The 17,574-nt window shown below is 62.2% G+C and carries 13 protein-coding genes and 1 pseudogene; 5 read left to right on the top strand and 9 right to left on the bottom strand.

The features are described from left to right. Positions 1–144: 144 nt before the first annotated feature. The 3 genes from A3AC_RS0113470 to A3AC_RS0113460 all read right to left on the bottom strand — a co-directional run bounded on the left by A3AC_RS0113470 (position 145) and on the right by A3AC_RS0113460 (position 3,922). Positions 145–1,179, bottom strand: coding sequence for a transporter (locus A3AC_RS0113470; RefSeq protein WP_025599441.1), 1,035 nt, complete (start codon positions 1,177–1,179; stop codon positions 145–147). Between the two features lie 345 nt (positions 1,180–1,524). Next, on the bottom strand, positions 1,525–2,487 hold the full coding sequence (locus tag A3AC_RS0113465) for a substrate-binding domain-containing protein (protein ID WP_025599440.1): 963 nt from the start codon (positions 2,485–2,487) through the stop codon (positions 1,525–1,527). Between the two features lie 94 nt (positions 2,488–2,581). Continuing rightward, complete coding sequence (locus A3AC_RS0113460) at positions 2,582–3,922, bottom strand: leucine-rich repeat-containing protein kinase family protein (RefSeq protein WP_025599439.1); 1,341 nt, start codon at positions 3,920–3,922, stop codon at positions 2,582–2,584. Between the two features lie 291 nt (positions 3,923–4,213). Between A3AC_RS0113460 and A3AC_RS0113455 the strand changes: the two genes are divergently transcribed. Continuing rightward, on the top strand, positions 4,214–4,819 hold the full coding sequence (locus A3AC_RS0113455; protein ID WP_025599438.1) for a methylated-DNA--[protein]-cysteine S-methyltransferase: 606 nt from the start codon (positions 4,214–4,216) through the stop codon (positions 4,817–4,819). 45 nt (positions 4,820–4,864) lie between these two features. On the opposite strand, the gene A3AC_RS0113450 is transcribed toward A3AC_RS0113455, so the two are convergent. Continuing rightward, positions 4,865–6,448 (bottom strand): alpha/beta hydrolase family protein, encoded by a 1,584-nt coding sequence (locus tag A3AC_RS0113450; protein ID WP_025599436.1) that lies wholly within the window; start codon positions 6,446–6,448, stop codon positions 4,865–4,867. A gap of 162 nt (positions 6,449–6,610) precedes the next feature. Then, positions 6,611–8,245 carry a methyl-accepting chemotaxis protein gene (locus A3AC_RS0113445; protein ID WP_025599435.1) on the bottom strand — a complete coding sequence of 545 codons (1,635 nt, stop codon included), beginning with the start codon at positions 8,243–8,245 and terminating at the stop codon, positions 6,611–6,613. 465 nt (positions 8,246–8,710) lie between these two features. Here A3AC_RS0113445 and A3AC_RS0113435 point away from each other — a divergent pair, with 465 nt between their 5' ends. After that, positions 8,711–9,298, top strand: coding sequence for a hypothetical protein (locus A3AC_RS0113435; protein WP_232231936.1), 588 nt, complete (start codon positions 8,711–8,713; stop codon positions 9,296–9,298). Positions 9,299–9,555: 257 nt separating this feature from the next. After that, positions 9,556–11,064 carry an MFS transporter gene (locus A3AC_RS0113430; RefSeq protein ID WP_025599433.1) on the top strand — a complete coding sequence of 503 codons (1,509 nt, stop codon included), beginning with the start codon at positions 9,556–9,558 and terminating at the stop codon, positions 11,062–11,064. A gap of 112 nt (positions 11,065–11,176) precedes the next feature. Here A3AC_RS0113430 and kdgD read toward each other — a convergent pair whose 3' ends face one another. From kdgD to A3AC_RS0113415, 3 genes are all read right to left on the bottom strand, one after another. Beyond that, on the bottom strand, positions 11,177–12,094 hold the full coding sequence (gene kdgD / locus A3AC_RS0113425; RefSeq protein WP_025599432.1) for a 5-dehydro-4-deoxyglucarate dehydratase: 918 nt from the start codon (positions 12,092–12,094) through the stop codon (positions 11,177–11,179). Between the two features lie 74 nt (positions 12,095–12,168). Beyond that, entirely contained in the window at positions 12,169–13,518 is a 1,350-nt protein-coding gene (gudD, locus tag A3AC_RS0113420; RefSeq protein WP_025599431.1) for a glucarate dehydratase, read from the bottom strand. Positions 13,519–13,562: 44 nt separating this feature from the next. Beyond that, complete coding sequence (locus tag A3AC_RS0113415; protein WP_025599429.1) at positions 13,563–14,894, bottom strand: MFS transporter; 1,332 nt, start codon at positions 14,892–14,894, stop codon at positions 13,563–13,565. Positions 14,895–15,296: 402 nt separating this feature from the next. Here A3AC_RS0113415 and A3AC_RS0113410 point away from each other — a divergent pair, with 402 nt between their 5' ends. Further along, positions 15,297–16,007: a FadR/GntR family transcriptional regulator gene (locus tag A3AC_RS0113410; RefSeq protein ID WP_025599428.1), complete on the top strand. Its 711-nt coding sequence runs from the start codon at positions 15,297–15,299 to the stop codon at positions 16,005–16,007. A 35-nt stretch (positions 16,008–16,042) separates the two neighbouring features. On the opposite strand, the pseudogene A3AC_RS29205 reads toward A3AC_RS0113410, so the two are convergent. Further along, a pseudogene (locus tag A3AC_RS29205) lies at positions 16,043–16,201 on the bottom strand (AtuA-related protein); the annotation flags it as partial. Positions 16,202–16,483: 282 nt separating this feature from the next. On the opposite strand from A3AC_RS29205, the gene A3AC_RS0113400 reads away from it, so the two are divergent. Beyond that, positions 16,484–17,302, top strand: coding sequence for an alpha/beta fold hydrolase (locus A3AC_RS0113400; protein ID WP_025599425.1), 819 nt, complete (start codon positions 16,484–16,486; stop codon positions 17,300–17,302). Positions 17,303–17,574: the final 272 nt, after the last annotated feature.

Below are 17,574 nucleotides of genomic sequence, written 5' to 3'. Positions count from 1 at the left end.
TTGGATAGCGTCCGCTTATACCGTTCGCTATGCGGTCCGTTTCAACAGCCCTCGTACGGACCCACTTCGTTTCAATGCTGCCGCCCTGCCGGCGCCTGGCGCACGGACGACAGCACGCGTGAGCGGCGCCGCCACGCCAGGCTGCTATCGCTCCTTCCTGCGACGGAACGCCCACCCCGCCGTCAGTCCCGTAAAACAGGCCACGAGCACCACCATCACCCAGAAACCGTGACGGTTGTCTGAAAACGGAATGCCGCCCACATTCATGCCGAAGAAACCAGCCACGATATTGATCGGCATCGCGAGAACCGTCACGAGCGTCAGCGTGAACAGCGTGCGGTTATTCTGTTCTTCGAGCCGGGAAATGATCTCTTCCTGCAGGAGCCTGACACGCTCGATCAGACCCGCCATGTCGGAAAGCACCACGGAGAACTCTTCCGTCGATTCGCGCAAATCCTGCACGTCCTCCTGCTGAAGCCAGCGGGGCGGTCTTGCGAGCAGGCGGAAAATCGCGCCGGGCTCCGGTGCGAGCATGCGCTGCAAACGAGTCAGCATCCGTCGCATTGCACCGAGGTCGAGCCGGTTTTGCGTGGGCCTTTGCGAAAGAAAGCGGTCCTCGATACGATCCACGTCGGCGCTCGTGCGTCGGACTATCTGCACGAGCAGATCGGCCTGGTCGCGCATCAGGTGAACCAGCAGCTCCACAGGCGAGCGGAAAATCTCGCCTTCTTTCACGGAAGCGCGCAAGCGGTCCACGGAACGCAGCGGCTTCAAACGCGCCGTCACGATAATCCGCTGATGCGCGTAAATCCAGAGCGTCGCAATCTCCGACGGAGTGAACTCGAGGTTGAACATCACGTCGTTGACCACGGCGCGCAGCGCACCGTCTGCCTGCTCGATGCGGGTGGAGTGCGAGCCTTCGCGCAGGGCATCGAAAAACGTTTCGGGCAGGTCAAGTTGCGCACGCATCCAACGCTCGCTCGCGCTGTGCGCGAGATTGAAATGCAGCCAAAGGAATTCGTCCTCATGCGCCGCGCCGCTGTTTTGCCGCGCGCCTAGCCAATCGAGTGCGTCGTCGGCGGAAATTGGCCGGCCCGGTTGCGTGGGCGAAAAGACAAAGCCGCACACAATGCCGGACGAATCCGAGCCATAAGTTTGCAGCAGAAGTTCAGATTTCATAAGTCTTTCAGGCTTGTTTCCGCTTCCTGTTTGTCACAGCCGGCAATTTACCAGCCGAAGATGAACCCGCGATGGCCGCCAGGCAAGGTCACGTCACCGACATATTGCCTTAACTGGCTGCTCGCATGATGTATTGCCATTGAGCAATTGCTTCATAGCGAATTCCGATCGACGCAAACCTTTGCGCGCACTTTGCCCGGGATAACCGCCCCACGATACCCTGCGCGCGTACCGTTATTGCGTTTGCACCGGCGAAAACTGAACTCGGATCGTGTGCTGGTGACCCGGGGCTGTCCGGGCATCAAAAGCATTCAGACAGAGTTGCAACGCACGCCGCAAAGTGAATTAGCGTTTGGCTGCCGTGACCAGTTGCAGCGGTGTCTCTATCGTTCGCGACAACTCGCTCTGCTTTCGCTGCTCGGTGACGGCTTTTAGCGCGACGTCCATGCCGAACACCGCCTGGCGTTCGGCGAACTGATCGACGGTGGCGAGCACGCGGCCGTCCGCGATTAACGGCTTGATTGCTTCAATCGCGTTGTAGCCGGTGACGTACACGCCGCCGGTGCGGCCTGCGTCGCGCACGGCGTCTGCCGCGCCCATTGCCATGTTGTCGTTTGCACACAGCAAACCGCGAATCTGCGGATGCTGGCCAAGCATTTTCGATGCAACGTCGCGGCCCTTGCCATACTCCCAGTCGCCGGGCTCGGTCGCGACCACCTGCATGCCCGCGGCGTTCATTGCTTCCTTGTAGCCTGCCGTGCGTTGCTGCGCGTTGCGATCGGCCTCAATGCCGCCGATGATGCCCACCTGATCGCCGGACTTCAGCCGCTCGGTCAGATAGTTCGCCACCAGCATCGCACCCTTGTGGTTATCAGGACCGACGAACGGCACAGAGATTTTTGCCGCGTCCTGTAACGCGTCGTCCAGCGGATTGTCGATAGTGATGACGATGATGCCCGCCTTGATCGCGCGCGCGACCACGGACGTCAGCCCTTTCGAGCCCGACGGCGCAATTACGATGGCGTTCATCTTCGCGCCGATCATCTGCTCGACAATGCGGATCTGTCCCGCCGTATCGGGCTCTGTCGCGGTTCCGCGCACCGTCAACACGAATTGCGACGCGTAATGCTGCTGATAGTTTTTGGCCGCGTTCGCCATCGCCACGGTGAAAGGGTCGCTAAGCGACTTCAGCACCAGCGCGATCTTCGGCGTGCCGCCTTCCAGCGTTGCCGCGCCGGCCGCACGCGCGAGTCCGGCCGCAGCCAGTGCACCGGCGATCATCACGCGGCGGCGCATTCTCTGCGTCATGGTTGTTCTCCTTCCTGATAGCGCTCGCGAACTGCGTGAACGCCAACGGATGAACACGGACGGATGCGCCCGCAAGCGGCTCGCCTGTTCGCCATCAACGAGCCTTTAGCGTGAGCAGTTCCGATGCGATCTGTTCGAATAGAGGCCGGCTCTCGACGTCTTCGCTGAGGCAACGACCCTTCAGGCTCGCGAGTTTTGCAGCGGCGTCTGCCTGCGCGAACGCATCGCTCCAGTTGCAACGGTCGATCAATTCCTCGATCAGGCAGCCATACGCCCTCACTTCCAGACGTTCCAGTGCCGCGCCCGATTCGCGATCCCCAGTCGAATAGAACGATGCTGCGCCGAAGTCTCCTAACAATACACGTGCCTGGCCATCGTGCAGAATGTTGTGCGCGTACAGGTCGCCGTGCATCACGCCGCGCCGGTGCAAATGACAGGCGGCCGATGCGATACCGTACGCCATATCGACAACGTCGGCGGGAGAGAAACGTGCGTTTGCATCGTAAATGTCCCGTGTGCATGATTCGAAGCTCGGCGGTCCGGCCAGATTGCGGTATTGCGGCTCGATCAGTTCCATCACCAGTCCGTGCGCGTTTGCCGGATGGTCCTTCACTTTTCCCGCGACGGCGATCAGATTCGTGTGATCGCCAGATCGAATGCACGCGGCCATTTCGCAGTCTGGCAAACCGTCACTCGTAACCGCGCCCTTGAACAGCTTGAGAGCGACGGGCCGCCCGGCGCTCCCACTTGCGCACAGTTCGGCGCGATAGATCACGCCCGAGGCGCCCTCGCCCAAGGGCTCATGCACGCGCAAATCTTCCCACCCAATTCCGGCGATGGGCGTATCGTGCAGCGCCGCGGCTTCGAGTGCCTCGGCAAATGGATTCCCTGCATAGGCGAGCCATGCGAGCCGCGGCATGCGAAACAACCACGCGGGCAATTCACGCAGTTGGTTCGCGGCAAGCCGCAGCAGCTCGAGGCGCGTACACGCGGCCAGTTGTTCAGGAACAAAGCGCAGACGATTGCCCGCCAGCATCAACTTTTGCAAATGACCGCAGTTGCCGATTTCGGGCGGCAGGGCGTCGATCTGGTTGTCCGTGAGAATCAGCCAGCGCAGGCGCGGCGGCAACGCATTGCCCTTTACCGTGCGAATGCGATTCGCCTTGAAGCCGATCATGCTCAATTGCGGACACTGCCCGAGTACTTGCGGCAACTCCGTGAACGGATTGTTCGACGCAAACAGAATGCGCAGTTTGCGCAGCCGCGCGAAATCGTCCGGCAATGCCGTGAGCGCATTGCCCGAAAGATCGAGTACTTCCAGCGTGTCCGCGAGATCGAAAATCTCGCGCGGAAATTCGCTGAGCCCGCACGCGAGCTTCAACTGGCGTGTACCCGCCAGCTGCCCCGCTCGCAGTTGTTCAAGTGTCGTTGTCACAGTGGTAGAAAGATCCGGTGGGCACCGCGCATCGTGCTGGAAGGATGGATTTTACTGAGTCGCATCGCGCCGCGCTTCTATAGAGCCTCTGAGGTCGCGCTGCTGCGGGCGATAGCTCACCGCTCTGCGCACAAATCCTTCATACTTGACGACGAAACAGAGAGCAAGATTCGAAGTGTTTCCGCGCGCCACAACGTCCACACTGGGATCATCGCCGCACGTCATTTCGCGGCGCTCACTCACGCGCGGACTTGCACTGCGCGGTCTCACTCAATTGGCAGGAGCAGACAAGTGACTTACGCATACAAGCTGATGGACTCTCCAGTCGGTGAATTGAAGCTGGTCGCCCGCGACGAGCGGTTGACCGCCATTCTGTGGGAGAACGACAAGCCGAATCGCGTGCGGCTCAGCAGTGAGCCATTGCATGCAGACGACCTGCCTGTTCTGCGCGAAGCCGAGCGTCAGTTGAACGAGTACTTTGCCGGCAACAGGCAGACGTTCGACCTCGAACTCGATTTTCAGGGCACCGAGTTTCAAAAGAAAGTATGGGCCGCGTTGTTGACGATTCCATTCGGGCAGACGCGCACTTATGCGCAAATCGCCGCGCAGATCGGCAACGTCAATGCCATGCGTGCGGTGGGCGCGGCAAACGGCAGAAACCCGATTTCAATCGTAGCGCCGTGCCACCGTGTGATAGGAGCGTCCGGCGATCTAACGGGTTTTGCGGGCGGATTGGCGAACAAGATGCTGTTGTTGTCGTTGGAAGCAGGGCAAACGTCGCTCACAACTGCGGGTGATGTGCAAACGCAAGTAAGCACCCAAGCCGTCAAAGCTATCGCAAAACGCGTGCAACCTGCGCCGCCTCGTGGAGTGCAGAGCTCGTTGTTCGGCAATTGACGACGGCTCTCGCCGCAGCGCCGCCCAAGCTAACAGCAGGCTCGCTCAGAAGTTGGCGAAAAAGGCCCGTGCTGCCAGCATGCACGAGCCGGCGACCAGTCCTCCATGATATGAGCGCAGTACCGCGGATGCGCCGCCGTCCGCCGCGCCCGCTGCTATGGCGTCTCTCGCCACCGCGGCTTTTGCATTGGCAAAACCGCGCTTGATGGCTGCGAAGGAATCGTCGGGGCCGCTGACCGGCGAGTCGACATCCAGTACCGAGGTCAATCCGGCCGGCACCTTCGCGTTCAACCAATACGCCTGCTCGGCGCGTGCATTGAAGAAAAACACCATGGGATCGGCGCCTCCGCCGCACAGCAAAACCGGAGCCTTCGGCACCCAGTTGCGCAAATCGTTGCGCTTGAACGCCTGCCGCAGCGGATGCATTGGATTCGCCGCGGGCGCCATGCCCGGCGTTGCATTAGGGAACGCACCGTCAGGATTTGCCGCGGCGTCTTCAAGAAGCGCGCCGCGATAGCTGTTGCGCACGAGGTTGGCCTCGCCGAAGCCGGCGGCGAAGAGCGGCGTCAACGCTGCGGGAGTGAGCGACGGCGATGCAGGCGGCGTGATGGACGCGAACTGCGGACCAGGCGGCGTCCTGCTGAAAAGATGCGACCGCGGCAACTTCCCTTGCGAGAAAATGGAATCGAGCGATTGCACGCTCGGCAGCAGTTGCTCGATACCCGGGGCATAGGCGGCCTCGAAAAACTCGGCCGGTTTGCGATACAGGTTCTTATAGGCGCGTTGATAACCCGTCACGGCCAACGTCGTGAAAAGCGTCGAGCCGAGATTGACCTGCCCTGCAATGATGGCGTCGGCAGTAGCGGCAAGCGCATACGGACCCGAACCGGGCGCGGAGGCGGTCACGCTGACGCCTGCCGCCTGCAACGCGCGATGCGTCGCAAGCGCGACGAACCCGCCTTGCGAATAGCCTGTGATGAACAGCTTGCCGTTTTCGCTGATCGCTGCCCGCGAGCCGTCACCGTTCAACACGACGCGCGCCGCCCGCAGCGAATCGATCATATCCGCGGACTGCTGGTCGGCGTTCAGATAAGGGTGGTAAGAAAGATTCGAACCGGCATAGCCCGCGTAGTTGCTGGCCGCCACGATGTAGCCGTGCGCGGCGTACATCGCGGCCACGCTCAGGCCCTCGCTGGCGCCGCCGTTGTCCGGGTCGGTTCGCGTGACATCCGCGAGATCGTACTTGCTGTATGCCGTGGTGCCGTGCGCATACAGCATCATCGGACGCGGTCCGCTGCAGGTAGGGCCCTCGCCTTGCGGGATCATGAGTGCGCCGCTGGCCGTGGCAGCTTCGCCGGCGCCGCCAATCGTACGGTAGTGGTAACGCACGATCTGCACGCCGCAGTCCGGCGCGCCTGCCATTTGCGCGAGTTGCTGCCCCGAGGGACTCGCGGCAAGCAGGTTCGACAACGCCGCAGCGCCAAGCCGCAAGGTGACTTGCTGATCCAGCAGTTGGCCGCGCTCGCGGCATGCCTGATCACAGGACGAGTCGGCGTGGGCCGACGCGCCGATGGTCAACGCAACGGAGAGCAGCAGAGCCAGGGTTGCAGCGTGGGCGGATCGGGGCATGCGGGGGCTCCGGGTCGAGGATCGGCGATTGGACAGCTCTTGCAGTGTGCGGCTGAAGCACGCTGGCGCCCACTGGTCAAACCGTAGCATAGCCGCGCGAGGGGGCGCCACTGCATGGACCTGGCTGTCGCCGCAACGCGAGTCGCCATACCGCTTTGTCCGTTACGAAGCCTGCAGTCGGGAGGAGGCCGCCCAACTGTTGTTGCCCGAACGTCCCACCGCGACCCCGGCCTCACGCGCATCGGCCTGCACCTGGAACGTGTGAATCGACGCTTCCAGCAGCCGCGCCTGTTCTGTCAAGGTCTGCGCTACCGCGGCGGCCTGCTCGACCAGCGCGGCGTTCTGTTGCGTGACGCTGTCCATCTGCGAGACCGCGTCGCCGACCTGATCGATGCCGGCGCTCTGCTCCGCGGCAGCCGCCGCGATATCGCGCATCACGCCCGACAGTTTCGCAATCGCCTCGCTCGCCGCCTGAATCGTAGTGCCGGTCTTGTCGACGAGTTCGACGCCGTTCTCTACGCGCCCCACCGCACGGCTGATCAGCGTGCGGATTTCTTTCGCCGCCGAGGCGCTGCGCTGCGCGAGCGTGCGCACCTCGCCGGCCACCACGGCGAAGCCGCGCCCTTCTTCGCCTGCGCGAGCCGCTTCGACGGCCGCGTTCAGCGCCAGAATATTGGTCTGAAACGCAATGCCTTCGATCACCGAAATGATCTCCACCATCTTGTGCGATTCCGCCGATATCTCCCGCATCGTCGAGACCGCTTCCGCCGCCATCTGCCCGCCATTGGTGACGATCTGCTCGGCGCTCGCCGTCAACTGGCTCGCCGTTTGCGCGCTCTCGGAGGTTTGCCGGACCATCGCCGTCATCTCCTCCATGCTGGCCGCGGTTTCTTCCAAAGAAGCGGCCTGGCTCTCGGTACGCGCGGACAGGTCTGTATTGCCCGCGGCAATCTCGCGCGCGCCGGTCGCCACTTTGTCCGCCGCGCCGCTGATCTGCGCGATTGTGCTCGCAAGCGCGTCGCGCATTTGCCGCATGGTGTGCAGAAGACTCGATTCGTCGCCTGAACGTAGCTCGATCGGAATGACGAGATTGCCCCGGGAGATTTCACCGGCGACCTGCGCGGCGTACGTCGGGTCGCCGCCAATCGTGCGTTGAATGCTGCGATTGGTGAACGCGACGAGCGCACACAGCAGCAGCGCAACGGCGCCGACCACAGCGCCGAGCACATACAGCGACTGCTGGAACGCGGCGTCGATATCGTCGACATACGCCCCCGTCGCGATGATCCAGTCCCACGGCGCGTAGCGCACGACGTAACCGATCTTGCCGACCGCGGCGGACGGCGGATTGCCGGGGTGCGGGAACACATAGTCGACGAAGCCGCCCTCCGGCGCCTGCGCCACCGTCGCGAAGGTCACGTAATGATGACGGCCGTCGGCATCCTCGACGCCCGCGAGGTCGTTGCCGTTCGTCGCGGGCTTCATCGCGTGCATGATCATGCGCGGCTTCGAATCGAGCACGAGGAAGTAGCCGTCCTCGCCGTAGCGTACGTCGCGCAGACGCTCGAGCGCCTGCTTGCGCGCGTCCGCCTCGCTAAGCGCGCCGCTCGCCGCAAGCGCCGCATACTGCTTGACGATGCTGAGCCCGACGTGGCCGACGTTCACGAGGTCGTGCTTGCGTTCTTCGATGCGCGTCTCGCGCGACAGCCACGCCGCCGACACCGACACGGCGAGGAGCGCCAGCAGGCTGACGACGAGCGGCAACCAGAGCTTCTGCTTGAAATTCAATCGATGCATGCTCGCGCCCCTGTTCGTCCAGTCGAAGGAAGTCGGTAAACGGCTGCGTGATCCGCCGAAGATTCAAACTTGGCCGTCGCGCCACACGACCACTTGATCTGTTTATCGGCAGCGACGAGAGCTGCCTGCGTAGAGACAAACCCTTTCCCGCCTTGGCCGCGTTTGAAAATGCGGATTTGATGGCCGTGATAAAGGGCGCCGGCTCACGTTTTCGTATGAAGCGCACCCTTAAGTTTCATGAAGCGCTGTCGTTTACATGGCATGCGACGGGTATGAATTCATTCGCGCCGCATATTGAAAGACCGACGGTTCGCTCATCACGCAATTTGCGGCGGGCGCACATAAATACTCCAAATATTTCTCCCTCTACTCGAAATGAATAAGCTTTTCGCCACTTTCGCTATTGCTGGTACCTTGCTGACCACGGGGTGCGCAACTGTTGCGCCGATGTCGCCGACCACTGCCATGAGCTCCGTCGACACGACGAAGAACTCCTACGCATTAATGACTGTGACGCTCAGGAACGCCTATCACACGAGCTATCAGCCGAGTCCCATCGTCGTTCACATGGAGCGAGGCGCCGCGGACAGCCGCTCGGACCGCCTCAACTTCAAGTTCGACGATCAGGCGACCACGACGAGCGACACCGGCAATCATTATTTCGTCCGGCTCCCGCTTGCTCCCGGAAAATATGTGATGCGCGGTATCACCGGCCAAAGCGGCATATTCCCGTTCCATGGCATGTTCTTTACGCCGCTTCACGAAACCGTGGAAATCAAACCGAATTCGATTGTTTATCTCGGCCATATCGACGCCACGGTGGTCGAGCGTAAAGATGGTGAATTGCGCGCCGGCCCCGTTATTCCCCTGATCGACCAGGCAGCAACCGGTTTTAGCGGCGGCACCTGGGACATCAGCGTGAGCGACCAGTTCGATCATGACGTGACCGAATTCAAAAAGGACTTCCCGGCGCTGACCAATGCGTCGATTGAGCGCGAAGTCCTGCCGGCGTGGGATAAGCAAAAAGCAACCGAGTGGTGGGCCAACCACTAACGCATTGCCCAGCCGGACCGCGTGCGCGCACTGCGGATCCACTCCGCGCGCACGCGTTTGTCCGGCATAAAACGCACATCAATAGTTTCGACTAAGGGCAAACCCGTATAATGCGCCAGTGGTCAGACAACTCCGGCTCCGGCTTGTGAGACCCCGCTGCGCCAGCCGGCGCTTCACCATCAATCGCTATCCTGCCAAGATCCGTGACTTCCCCTGCCGCTGCTGCCGCGCTGCCTTTTCGCAACGCCCTCTTCGCGATGCTCGGCATCGGTCTCGTCAACATGCTGGTCGCGCTCGATCAGACGGTGGTCAGCACGGCGCTGCCTTCCATCGTGGCGGAACTGCACGGCTTCGAGTATTACGCGTGGATTGCGAGCGCTTATCTGCTGGCTTCAGTGGTGACGGTACCCGTATTCGGCCGGCTTGGCGATTACTTCGGCCGCAAGCGCTTCGTGATTGCTGCGGTCATCACGTTTACGGTGGCCTCCGTGCTCTGCGGCATCGCCAACGACATGCTGTTTCTCGTGATCGCGCGCGGCTTGCAAGGCGTGGGCGGCGGCATGATGGTGGGCACCGCGTTTGCCTCGATCCCCGATCTGTTTCCCGATCCGCGCGCCCGGGTCCGCTGGCAAGTGGTGATGGCCGCCGCGTACGGCATCGGCACGGCGGCGGGGCCATCGCTTGGCGGCTGGATGAGCGAGCATCTCGGCTGGCGTTCCACATTCCTGATCAATCTGCCGGTCGGCGCCGCGGCGCTCTATTTCATCTGGGTGCATCTGCCGAGCTTCGAGCGTCCGCATGAAGGCGAGGTAAAGATCGACTGGCTCGGCGCGGGACTCGTTGCCGCGGTGCTGGGCGGCCTGCAGGCTTTTATCGAAGCCGTGCCGAAAGACGGCCTGACCGCCGGCAACATCACGCTGGCCCTGTGCGTGGTGGCCGGCGCAATTGCGCTGTACGTGTGCGAAAAACGCGCCACACATCCCATCATTCCGCTCGATCTTTTCAAAGACTCGCAACTCGTCACGCTGTTCACGCTCGGCATGCTGTCGGGCTTCGTGATGTTCTCGCTGATCTTTTTCGCGCCGCTGCTGCTGCAAGGCGGGTTTGGTCTCTCTCCGCAACAGGCGGGACTGCTGGCCACGCCTATCGCTGCATGCATCGCGCTCGGCAGCGTGCTCAACACACGCATCGTGATTCACATGAAGAAGCCGACGCGCATTCTCTCCATCGGCTTCGGGCTGCTGTTGTTCGCGTCCATCGGCATTGCGTTCGCAAACGCCGACACGCCGCACCTATGGATCGAGTTGCCGATGGCGGCAGTCGGCATCGGCCTCGGCTTCATCCTCAACAATCTGAATGTGTTTGGCCAGGAGATTGCGGGCCGTGAGCGCTTCGGCATCACCACGGCGCTGCTGCAGTCCACGCGAATGGTGGGCGGCATGTTGGGCACGAGCATCGTGGCGACCGTCGTACAGCACCACTATCGCGACGTGGTCACGCGAACCATCAGCGTGCTCGGTGAGCCGGCGGCCTCGCAATGGCAGCCTCGCTTCGTCGATCTGCGCATTCTGATCGACGAAGCCTCGCGTCAGAAGCTCATTGCCGACATGAAGCCGACAGCGCTCAACACACTCGCGTTGATCGACACCGCGCGCGATGCGCTCGTGCAGTCCATTCACATTGGCGTGTGGCTGACGGCGGTCGCGGCGCTCGCCGCTGCGCTGCTCGTGCAGCGGATTTCTCACGTGGTGTTCCGGCGCGGCTAGAGGTCGGGCGCCGGCCTCAGTCGTCGGCCTCAGTCGTCGGCCTTAGTCGTCGGCCTCAGTCGTCGGCCTCGGCGTCAGCGCGAGGCCATCGGCGAAACAAGGGACCTGCTGCTTACTGCGGCCCGAGCTTCCTGATGAGCGCGTCGAGCTGCGCGAGTTCTTCTTCGGTCAGGTCGGTCAATGGCGCGCGAACCGGACCTGCGTCGTGTCCAACCAGTTTCGCGCCCGCCTTCACGATACTCACCGCGTAACCCGCACGACGATTGCGAATCGCCAGATACGGCAGGAAGAATTCATCGATCAGGCGCGACGTGGTCGCGTGATCGTCGGCGGCAATCGCGCGGTAGAACTGCATCGCGGTCTTCGGAATGAAGTTGAACACCGCCGACGAATACACCGGCACGCCCAGCGCCTTATACGCGGCCGCATAGACTTCCGCGGTCGGCAGGCCGCCGAGATACGAGAAACGGTCGCCAAGCCGCCGGCGAATCGTCACCATTGCTTCGATCTCGCCCACGCCGTCCTTGAAGCCGATCAGATTCGGGCAGCGGTCCGCGAGCTGTTCGAGCATATCCGCGTTCAGCCTGGAATTCGCGCGGTTATACACGATCACGCCGATGTTCGGCACCGCCTTGCACACCTGTTCGACGTGCGCGGCAATGCCTTCCTGAGAAGCCTCGGTCAGATAGTGCGGCATCAGCAGCACGCCGCTTGCGCCCAGGCGTTGCGCTTCTTTGGCATATTCGATTGCCACCCGTGTCGGGCCGCCCGCGCCCGCGAGAATCGGCACCTTGCCCTTGCAGGTTTCAGTCGCCGTGCGAATCACGCTGGTGTAGTCGCTCCTGGTCAGCGAAAAAAATTCGCCTGTGCCGCCCGCCGCGAACAGCGCGGTCGCGCCATACGGCGCGAGCCATTCGAGCCGTCGTGCATAGGTGTCCGCGCGAAACTCGCCTTGCGCGTCAAAGTCGGTGACAGGAAAGGACAACAGGCCTTCGGATACGATCGCTTTCAGTTCTTGCGGAGAGGTCATGATGGAATTGCGTGAATATCGTCAAAAGTGAGTGAGCGCGCGCCGCGTTGCATCGCGTTGTGCGCATCAAGACATCAGCGCACGAGGCATGGGCGCTTGTTGTCGAATGTCCAGTTGGGAATCAGGTACTGCATGGCGACGCCGTCATCGCGGGCGCCGAGACCGTGCTGCTGATAGAGCGCATGCGCCTTCTCGATCTCGTCCATATCCAGTTCCACGCCGAGGCCCGGCTTCTGCGGCACCTTCACCTTGCCGCCGACAATCTGCAACGGCTCGCGCGTCAAACGCTGGCCGTCCTGCCAGATCCAGTGAGTGTCGATGGCGGTGATCTTGCCGGGCGCGGCGGCCGCGACGTGCGTGAACATTGCGAGCGAAATGTCGAAGTGATTGTTCGAGTGCGAGCCCCACGTGAGGCCCCAGTCGTTGCACATCTGCGCGACGCGCACCGAGCCCTGCATGGTCCAGAAATGCGGATCGGCAAGCGGAATATCGACGGACTGCAACTGGATCGCGTGGCCCATTTGACGCCAGTCGGTTGCGATCATGTTGGTCGCCGTCGGCAATCCCGTCGCGCGGCGGAATTCCGCCATGACTTCGCGGCCCGAATAACCGTTTTCGGCGCCGCACGGGTCTTCTGCATAAGCGAGCACATCATGCTTGTCGCGGCACAGGCGCACGGCTTCCGCGAGCGACCACGCGCCGTTCGGGTCCAGCGTCACGCGTGCATTCGGAAAGCGTTCCGCGAGCGCGGTTACCGCTTCGATTTCCGCGTCGCCCGACAACACGCCGCCCTTCAGCTTGAAGTCGTTGAAGCCGTAGCGCGCCTGCGCGGCTTCGGCGAGGCGAACCACCGCTTGCGGCGTCAGCGCTTCTTCAGTACGCACGCGATCCCAATCGTCGCGTCCTTCGGCACCGCTCGCGTAGGGCAGGTCTGTTTTGCTGCGGTCGCCGATATAAAACAGATAGCCGAGCATTTCCACTTCGTCGCGTTGCTGGCCTTCGCCGAGCAGCGCCGCAACCGGCACGCCGAGATGCTGGCCGAGCAGATCGAGCAACGCCGCTTCGAGCGCGGTCACTGCGTGAATCGTGGTGCGCAGGTCGAACGTCTGCAAGCCGCGGCCGCCGGCATCGCGGTCGGCAAACTGCGTGCGCACTTTGTTCAGGATAGCTTGCAAATTACCGATCGACTGACCGACGACGAACGGACGCGCGTCGTCGATCGTCTTGCGGATATTCTCGCCGCCCGGCACTTCGCCGACGCCGACATGCCCGGCACTGTCGCGCAGAATCACGACGTTGCGCGTGAAGAACGGACCGTGCGCGCCGCTCAGATTCAGCAACATGCTGTCGCGGCCCGCAACGGGCACGACGCGCAATTCGGTGACGGTGGGCGTATCGTTCGAATTCGATGGTTTCGTGGACATGTGAACTGAACCAGTAAGTAAGTGGGCCTGACGATGACGAGCGATTAGTGTGCGCTGCCTTGCAGCGGGTCGCGCAGTGCGTTGCCGTCGCCGCGTCGATTGCGCGCGAGGAAAGCCGCCGCTGCTGCGATCAGCGAGGCGACGCCGAGACCATAAAGGCCGCCGGTGATAGAACCGGTGTGCTGTTGCAAATAGCCGAACGTGGCGGGCGCAAAGAAGCCGCCCAGATTGCCGATGGAGTTGATGAGCGCTATCACCGCCGCAGCGACGCGCGCGTCCAGGTAGCCTTGCGGAATCGGCCAGAACAGCGAGGACGCGGCCTTGAAGCCGATTGCGGAGAAGCAGATGGCGACGAACGACAGAACCGGATTGCCCGACGTCGATGCAAAGAGGCCGCAGGCCGCGATCACCAGTGCAACGGCGAGCCACGCCTGCTGGAAACGCCACTTCGCCGAGAGCAACGCGAAACAGTACATGGCGACCATTGCGATGAGCCAGGGAATCGCGTTGAGCATACCGACTTCGAAATCGGAAAGGCCGCCGATCTTGCGGATGATCGTCGGCAGCCAGAAAGTGGCTGCGTAAATCGTCAACTGGATCGCAAAGTACAGGCAGCAGAACAGCATGATCTGCGGGTCCTTCAACAGTTTGATGGCCGGTAGATGCGCGCCGCCATGCGCGACGCGCTCGGCCTGTTCGGCGACAATCGCGTGTTCGAGAACACGTTGCTCGTCAGCCGTGAGCCACGACGCATCGCGAATGCGCGACTTCAGGAACATCCAGCTCACCGCGCACAGCACGATTGAAAAGCCGCCTTCGATCAGGAACATCCATTGCCAGCCGTGCAGACCGAGCCCTCGAATGGACAGCAGGCTGCCGGTGATCGGGCCTGACACGACCGAGGCGATCGCCGAGCCCGACAGGAAAATCGCCACGGCCTTGCCGCGCTCCTTTTGCGGCAGCCACTGCGTGAAATAGAACACCACGCCCGGAAAGAAGCCGGCTTCGGCCACGCCGAGCAGAAACCGCAGGACGTAAAACGAGGTTTCGCTCGAAACGAAGGCCATGGCCGCGGCGACTGCGCCCCACGTGCCCATGATCCGCGTGAGCCACGCGCGGGCGCCATACTTCTGCATCAATACGTTGGACGGCACTTCGAACAGCGCATAGCCGATGAAGAACAGGCCGCTCCCAAGGCCATACGCGGCAGCGCCGATGCCCAAGTCAGCTTTCATGTGGGCGTTGACGAAGCCGATGTTCACGCGGTCGATATAGTTCGCGATGAACATGATCAGGAAAAGCGGCAACACATGCCGCTTCACCTTGGAAACGGCGGACGACAATGGGTCGATTGCCGTGCTGAGAGCAGAGTTCATGGAGTCTCCTATGTCGGCCCTGCGGCGGCCGTGGTCTGACGTCAGGTGCGACTGACATGCCGATCGGCCGATGGCCAGCCCCGTCACGCGGCACGAGATACGTTGTCTGACGACAGTCTACAGCCCTTAAGGCTGCCTTTCCAATGTGGTGTTTACCCTATCCGCTGCAACACGTATTCGCGCCGTAGCCCGGCGCGAACCGGCCCCAAGTCGGCGGGCCAGCCCAGCGCGGCATTTATAATAAGACGTCTGATGTCTCGCTGCGCATTGCGCGCAGCCGCTACTCAACAAGTCATGAAGGTCTACGACAGACGCTATGATGCCTAATGTCCAGACGTCACCAGACGTCGCGCGCGCCCGCGCGGCGCGCGTTTCCAGCCGATTAGTCAACCAGCCACAGCAATGAGCAGCCTAACTGAGAAAGTGGTGGCCACCCTTTCCGATGACATCCGCCGCGGCGTCCTGAGACCGGGCGACCGCATCCCCACCGAAGTCGCGATGATGAAGCAGCTGTCGGTCAGCCGCTCCGTCGTACGCGAAGCGATTTCCCGTCTGCAGGCCGCGAAAGTGGTGGAAACGCGTCACGGCATCGGCACCTTCGTGCTTGCGCCCGCCGCCGAGAAAACCATGGAACTGCCCGCCGCCGATCTGTCGAGCATGCTCGACGTGATGGCGATTATCGAATTCCGTATCGATGTCGAAGCGGCCTCGGCCGCGCTCGCAGCCGCGCGGCGCACCGAGCAGAGCCTCAAGCAGATGCGCGCGGCGCTCGAGCGCTTCGAGTCCGAGCTCGAGCGCGGCAGCACCGACACGCTCGCGCATGACGTCGAGTTTCATTTGCAGATCGCGCGTGCAAGCGGCAATCGTTATTTTTTCGACGTGCTGAGCCAGTTGGGAAGCGGCGTCAGCCCACGCACGCGTCTCGGCTCGGCCGAGATTGCCAGGCTCGATCAGATCGAAACGCTGCGCCACGTGCTCAATGAGCACCAGCTGATTTATCGCGCGATCGAGCGCCAGGATCCCGACGACGCCCGCGCGGCAATGCGCATGCATCTGAGCAACAGCCGTGAACGGCTGCGCCGCGCGCATGAGTTGAGCCAACCGGGAGCGTAGCCGGCCACGAACGCGGCCGCCCGTGGTGCCGGGTTTCAGTCTGCCGGCGGCGCCCCGATCTCGAGCGCCATCAACGCGGAACTCAGCGATTTGCCGTGCGCGTCGAGAGCGAGCGAACGCGCGACGCCTCCGCCGAGCACATCGCCGAGCACGAAGTTGAACGCCGCAATGGCGGGCAGTTCGCAGCGCACCATGCTGTTCGTATACAGCGTCTCCACTTCATTGCCGATCTGCACGGCTTGCGCGAGCGATGCCGTGCCTCCGCTCACGCGCCCGCACTTCGTACTGCTCGGCAAAACCGGCCGCAAGCGTCTCGCCGTGGGACCGGCTAAATTCCGTAGGTTCATTGCTTTGCGCGCCGCGATGCTGGCAGGCTGATCTATTCAGGCAGCGTCGCTCTTGCACAGCCCGCTGCGCTGCATGAGCCACCAGAATGCCGACTCCTGTCGGCACTCGATAATACGGAGCCAATCGCGATGGCCTTTTCCCACGAAACGCAAGACGACACGCTCGAGCATTTTGAGGCGCAGGGCGCGCCGCCGCTGCCCGCGTCGACCGACTCTGGCTGGGTCGAGCGCGCAGGCGCGCGAATCTGGTACGCGTCTTACGGCATGGGCAAGCCGGTGATTCTGCTGCATGGCGGGCTCGGTCATAGCGGCAACTGGGGTTATCAGGTGCCAGCGCTGCTCGATGCCGGCCACCGCGTAGTGGTGATCGACAGCCGGGGCCATGGCCGCAGCACGCGCGACGCACAGCCGTACAAATACGAACTGATGGCGTCCGACGTGCTCTCTGTGATGGACACGCTGTCGCTCCAGCAAGCCGCACTGGTCGGTTGGAGCGACGGCGCTTGTGTGGCGATGGTGCTGGCCATGATGGCGCCTGAGCGCGTTGCCGGCGTGTTCTTCTTTGGCTGCAACATGGATCCCAGTGGCACGAAGGAGTTCGTGGCGACGCCGGTGATCGACCGCTGTTTCAGCCGCCACCGTGACGACTATGCGCGGCTTTCCGCTACGCCGGAAGAGTTCGACGCCTTCGTTGCGGCCGTGAGCGAAATGATGAGGACCGAGCCCAATTACGCCGCGAATGACCTGGCGCGCATCCGCGTGCCGGTGCTCATCGTGCAGAGCGAACACGACGAGTTCATCAAACCGGAGCACGCTGAATATCTCGCGCGCAGCATTCCCGGCGCGCAATTGCGGGTACTCGCTGGCGTCAGTCACTTCGCGCCGCTGCAGAGGCCGGCGCTGTTCAGTGAGGTCATGCTCGATTTTGTTGCGCGCGTGCTTTTGTGAGGCCCATTTGTGCCACGCATACATACCTGTATCGCGGAAACCCTGAATATTTCACGATGTGACACGCGCGCTTGCTTCGTAAAAAGCCGTGGTGCGTGGCACAAATTCGTTATTTCGCAATGTCACCTCGCATTGCACATCGCAAAACGCAACGCCCAAATGACTGATTGAAAAGGACAAATTTCCTTCTAACGAACCATCTAACACCGGCTTGCGCCGCGGCCTGCTGACGTAGACTCTTTTACAAGAGCAGGCGCTTCACGCGGTGCAAT

The sequence above is a fragment of the Burkholderia sp. WSM2230 genome, from assembly GCF_000472445.1.
Lineage (GTDB): Bacteria > Pseudomonadota > Gammaproteobacteria > Burkholderiales > Burkholderiaceae > Paraburkholderia.
The sequence above is the reverse complement of the archived record's forward strand: the minus strand, read 5'-3'. Positions and strand labels throughout refer to the sequence as shown.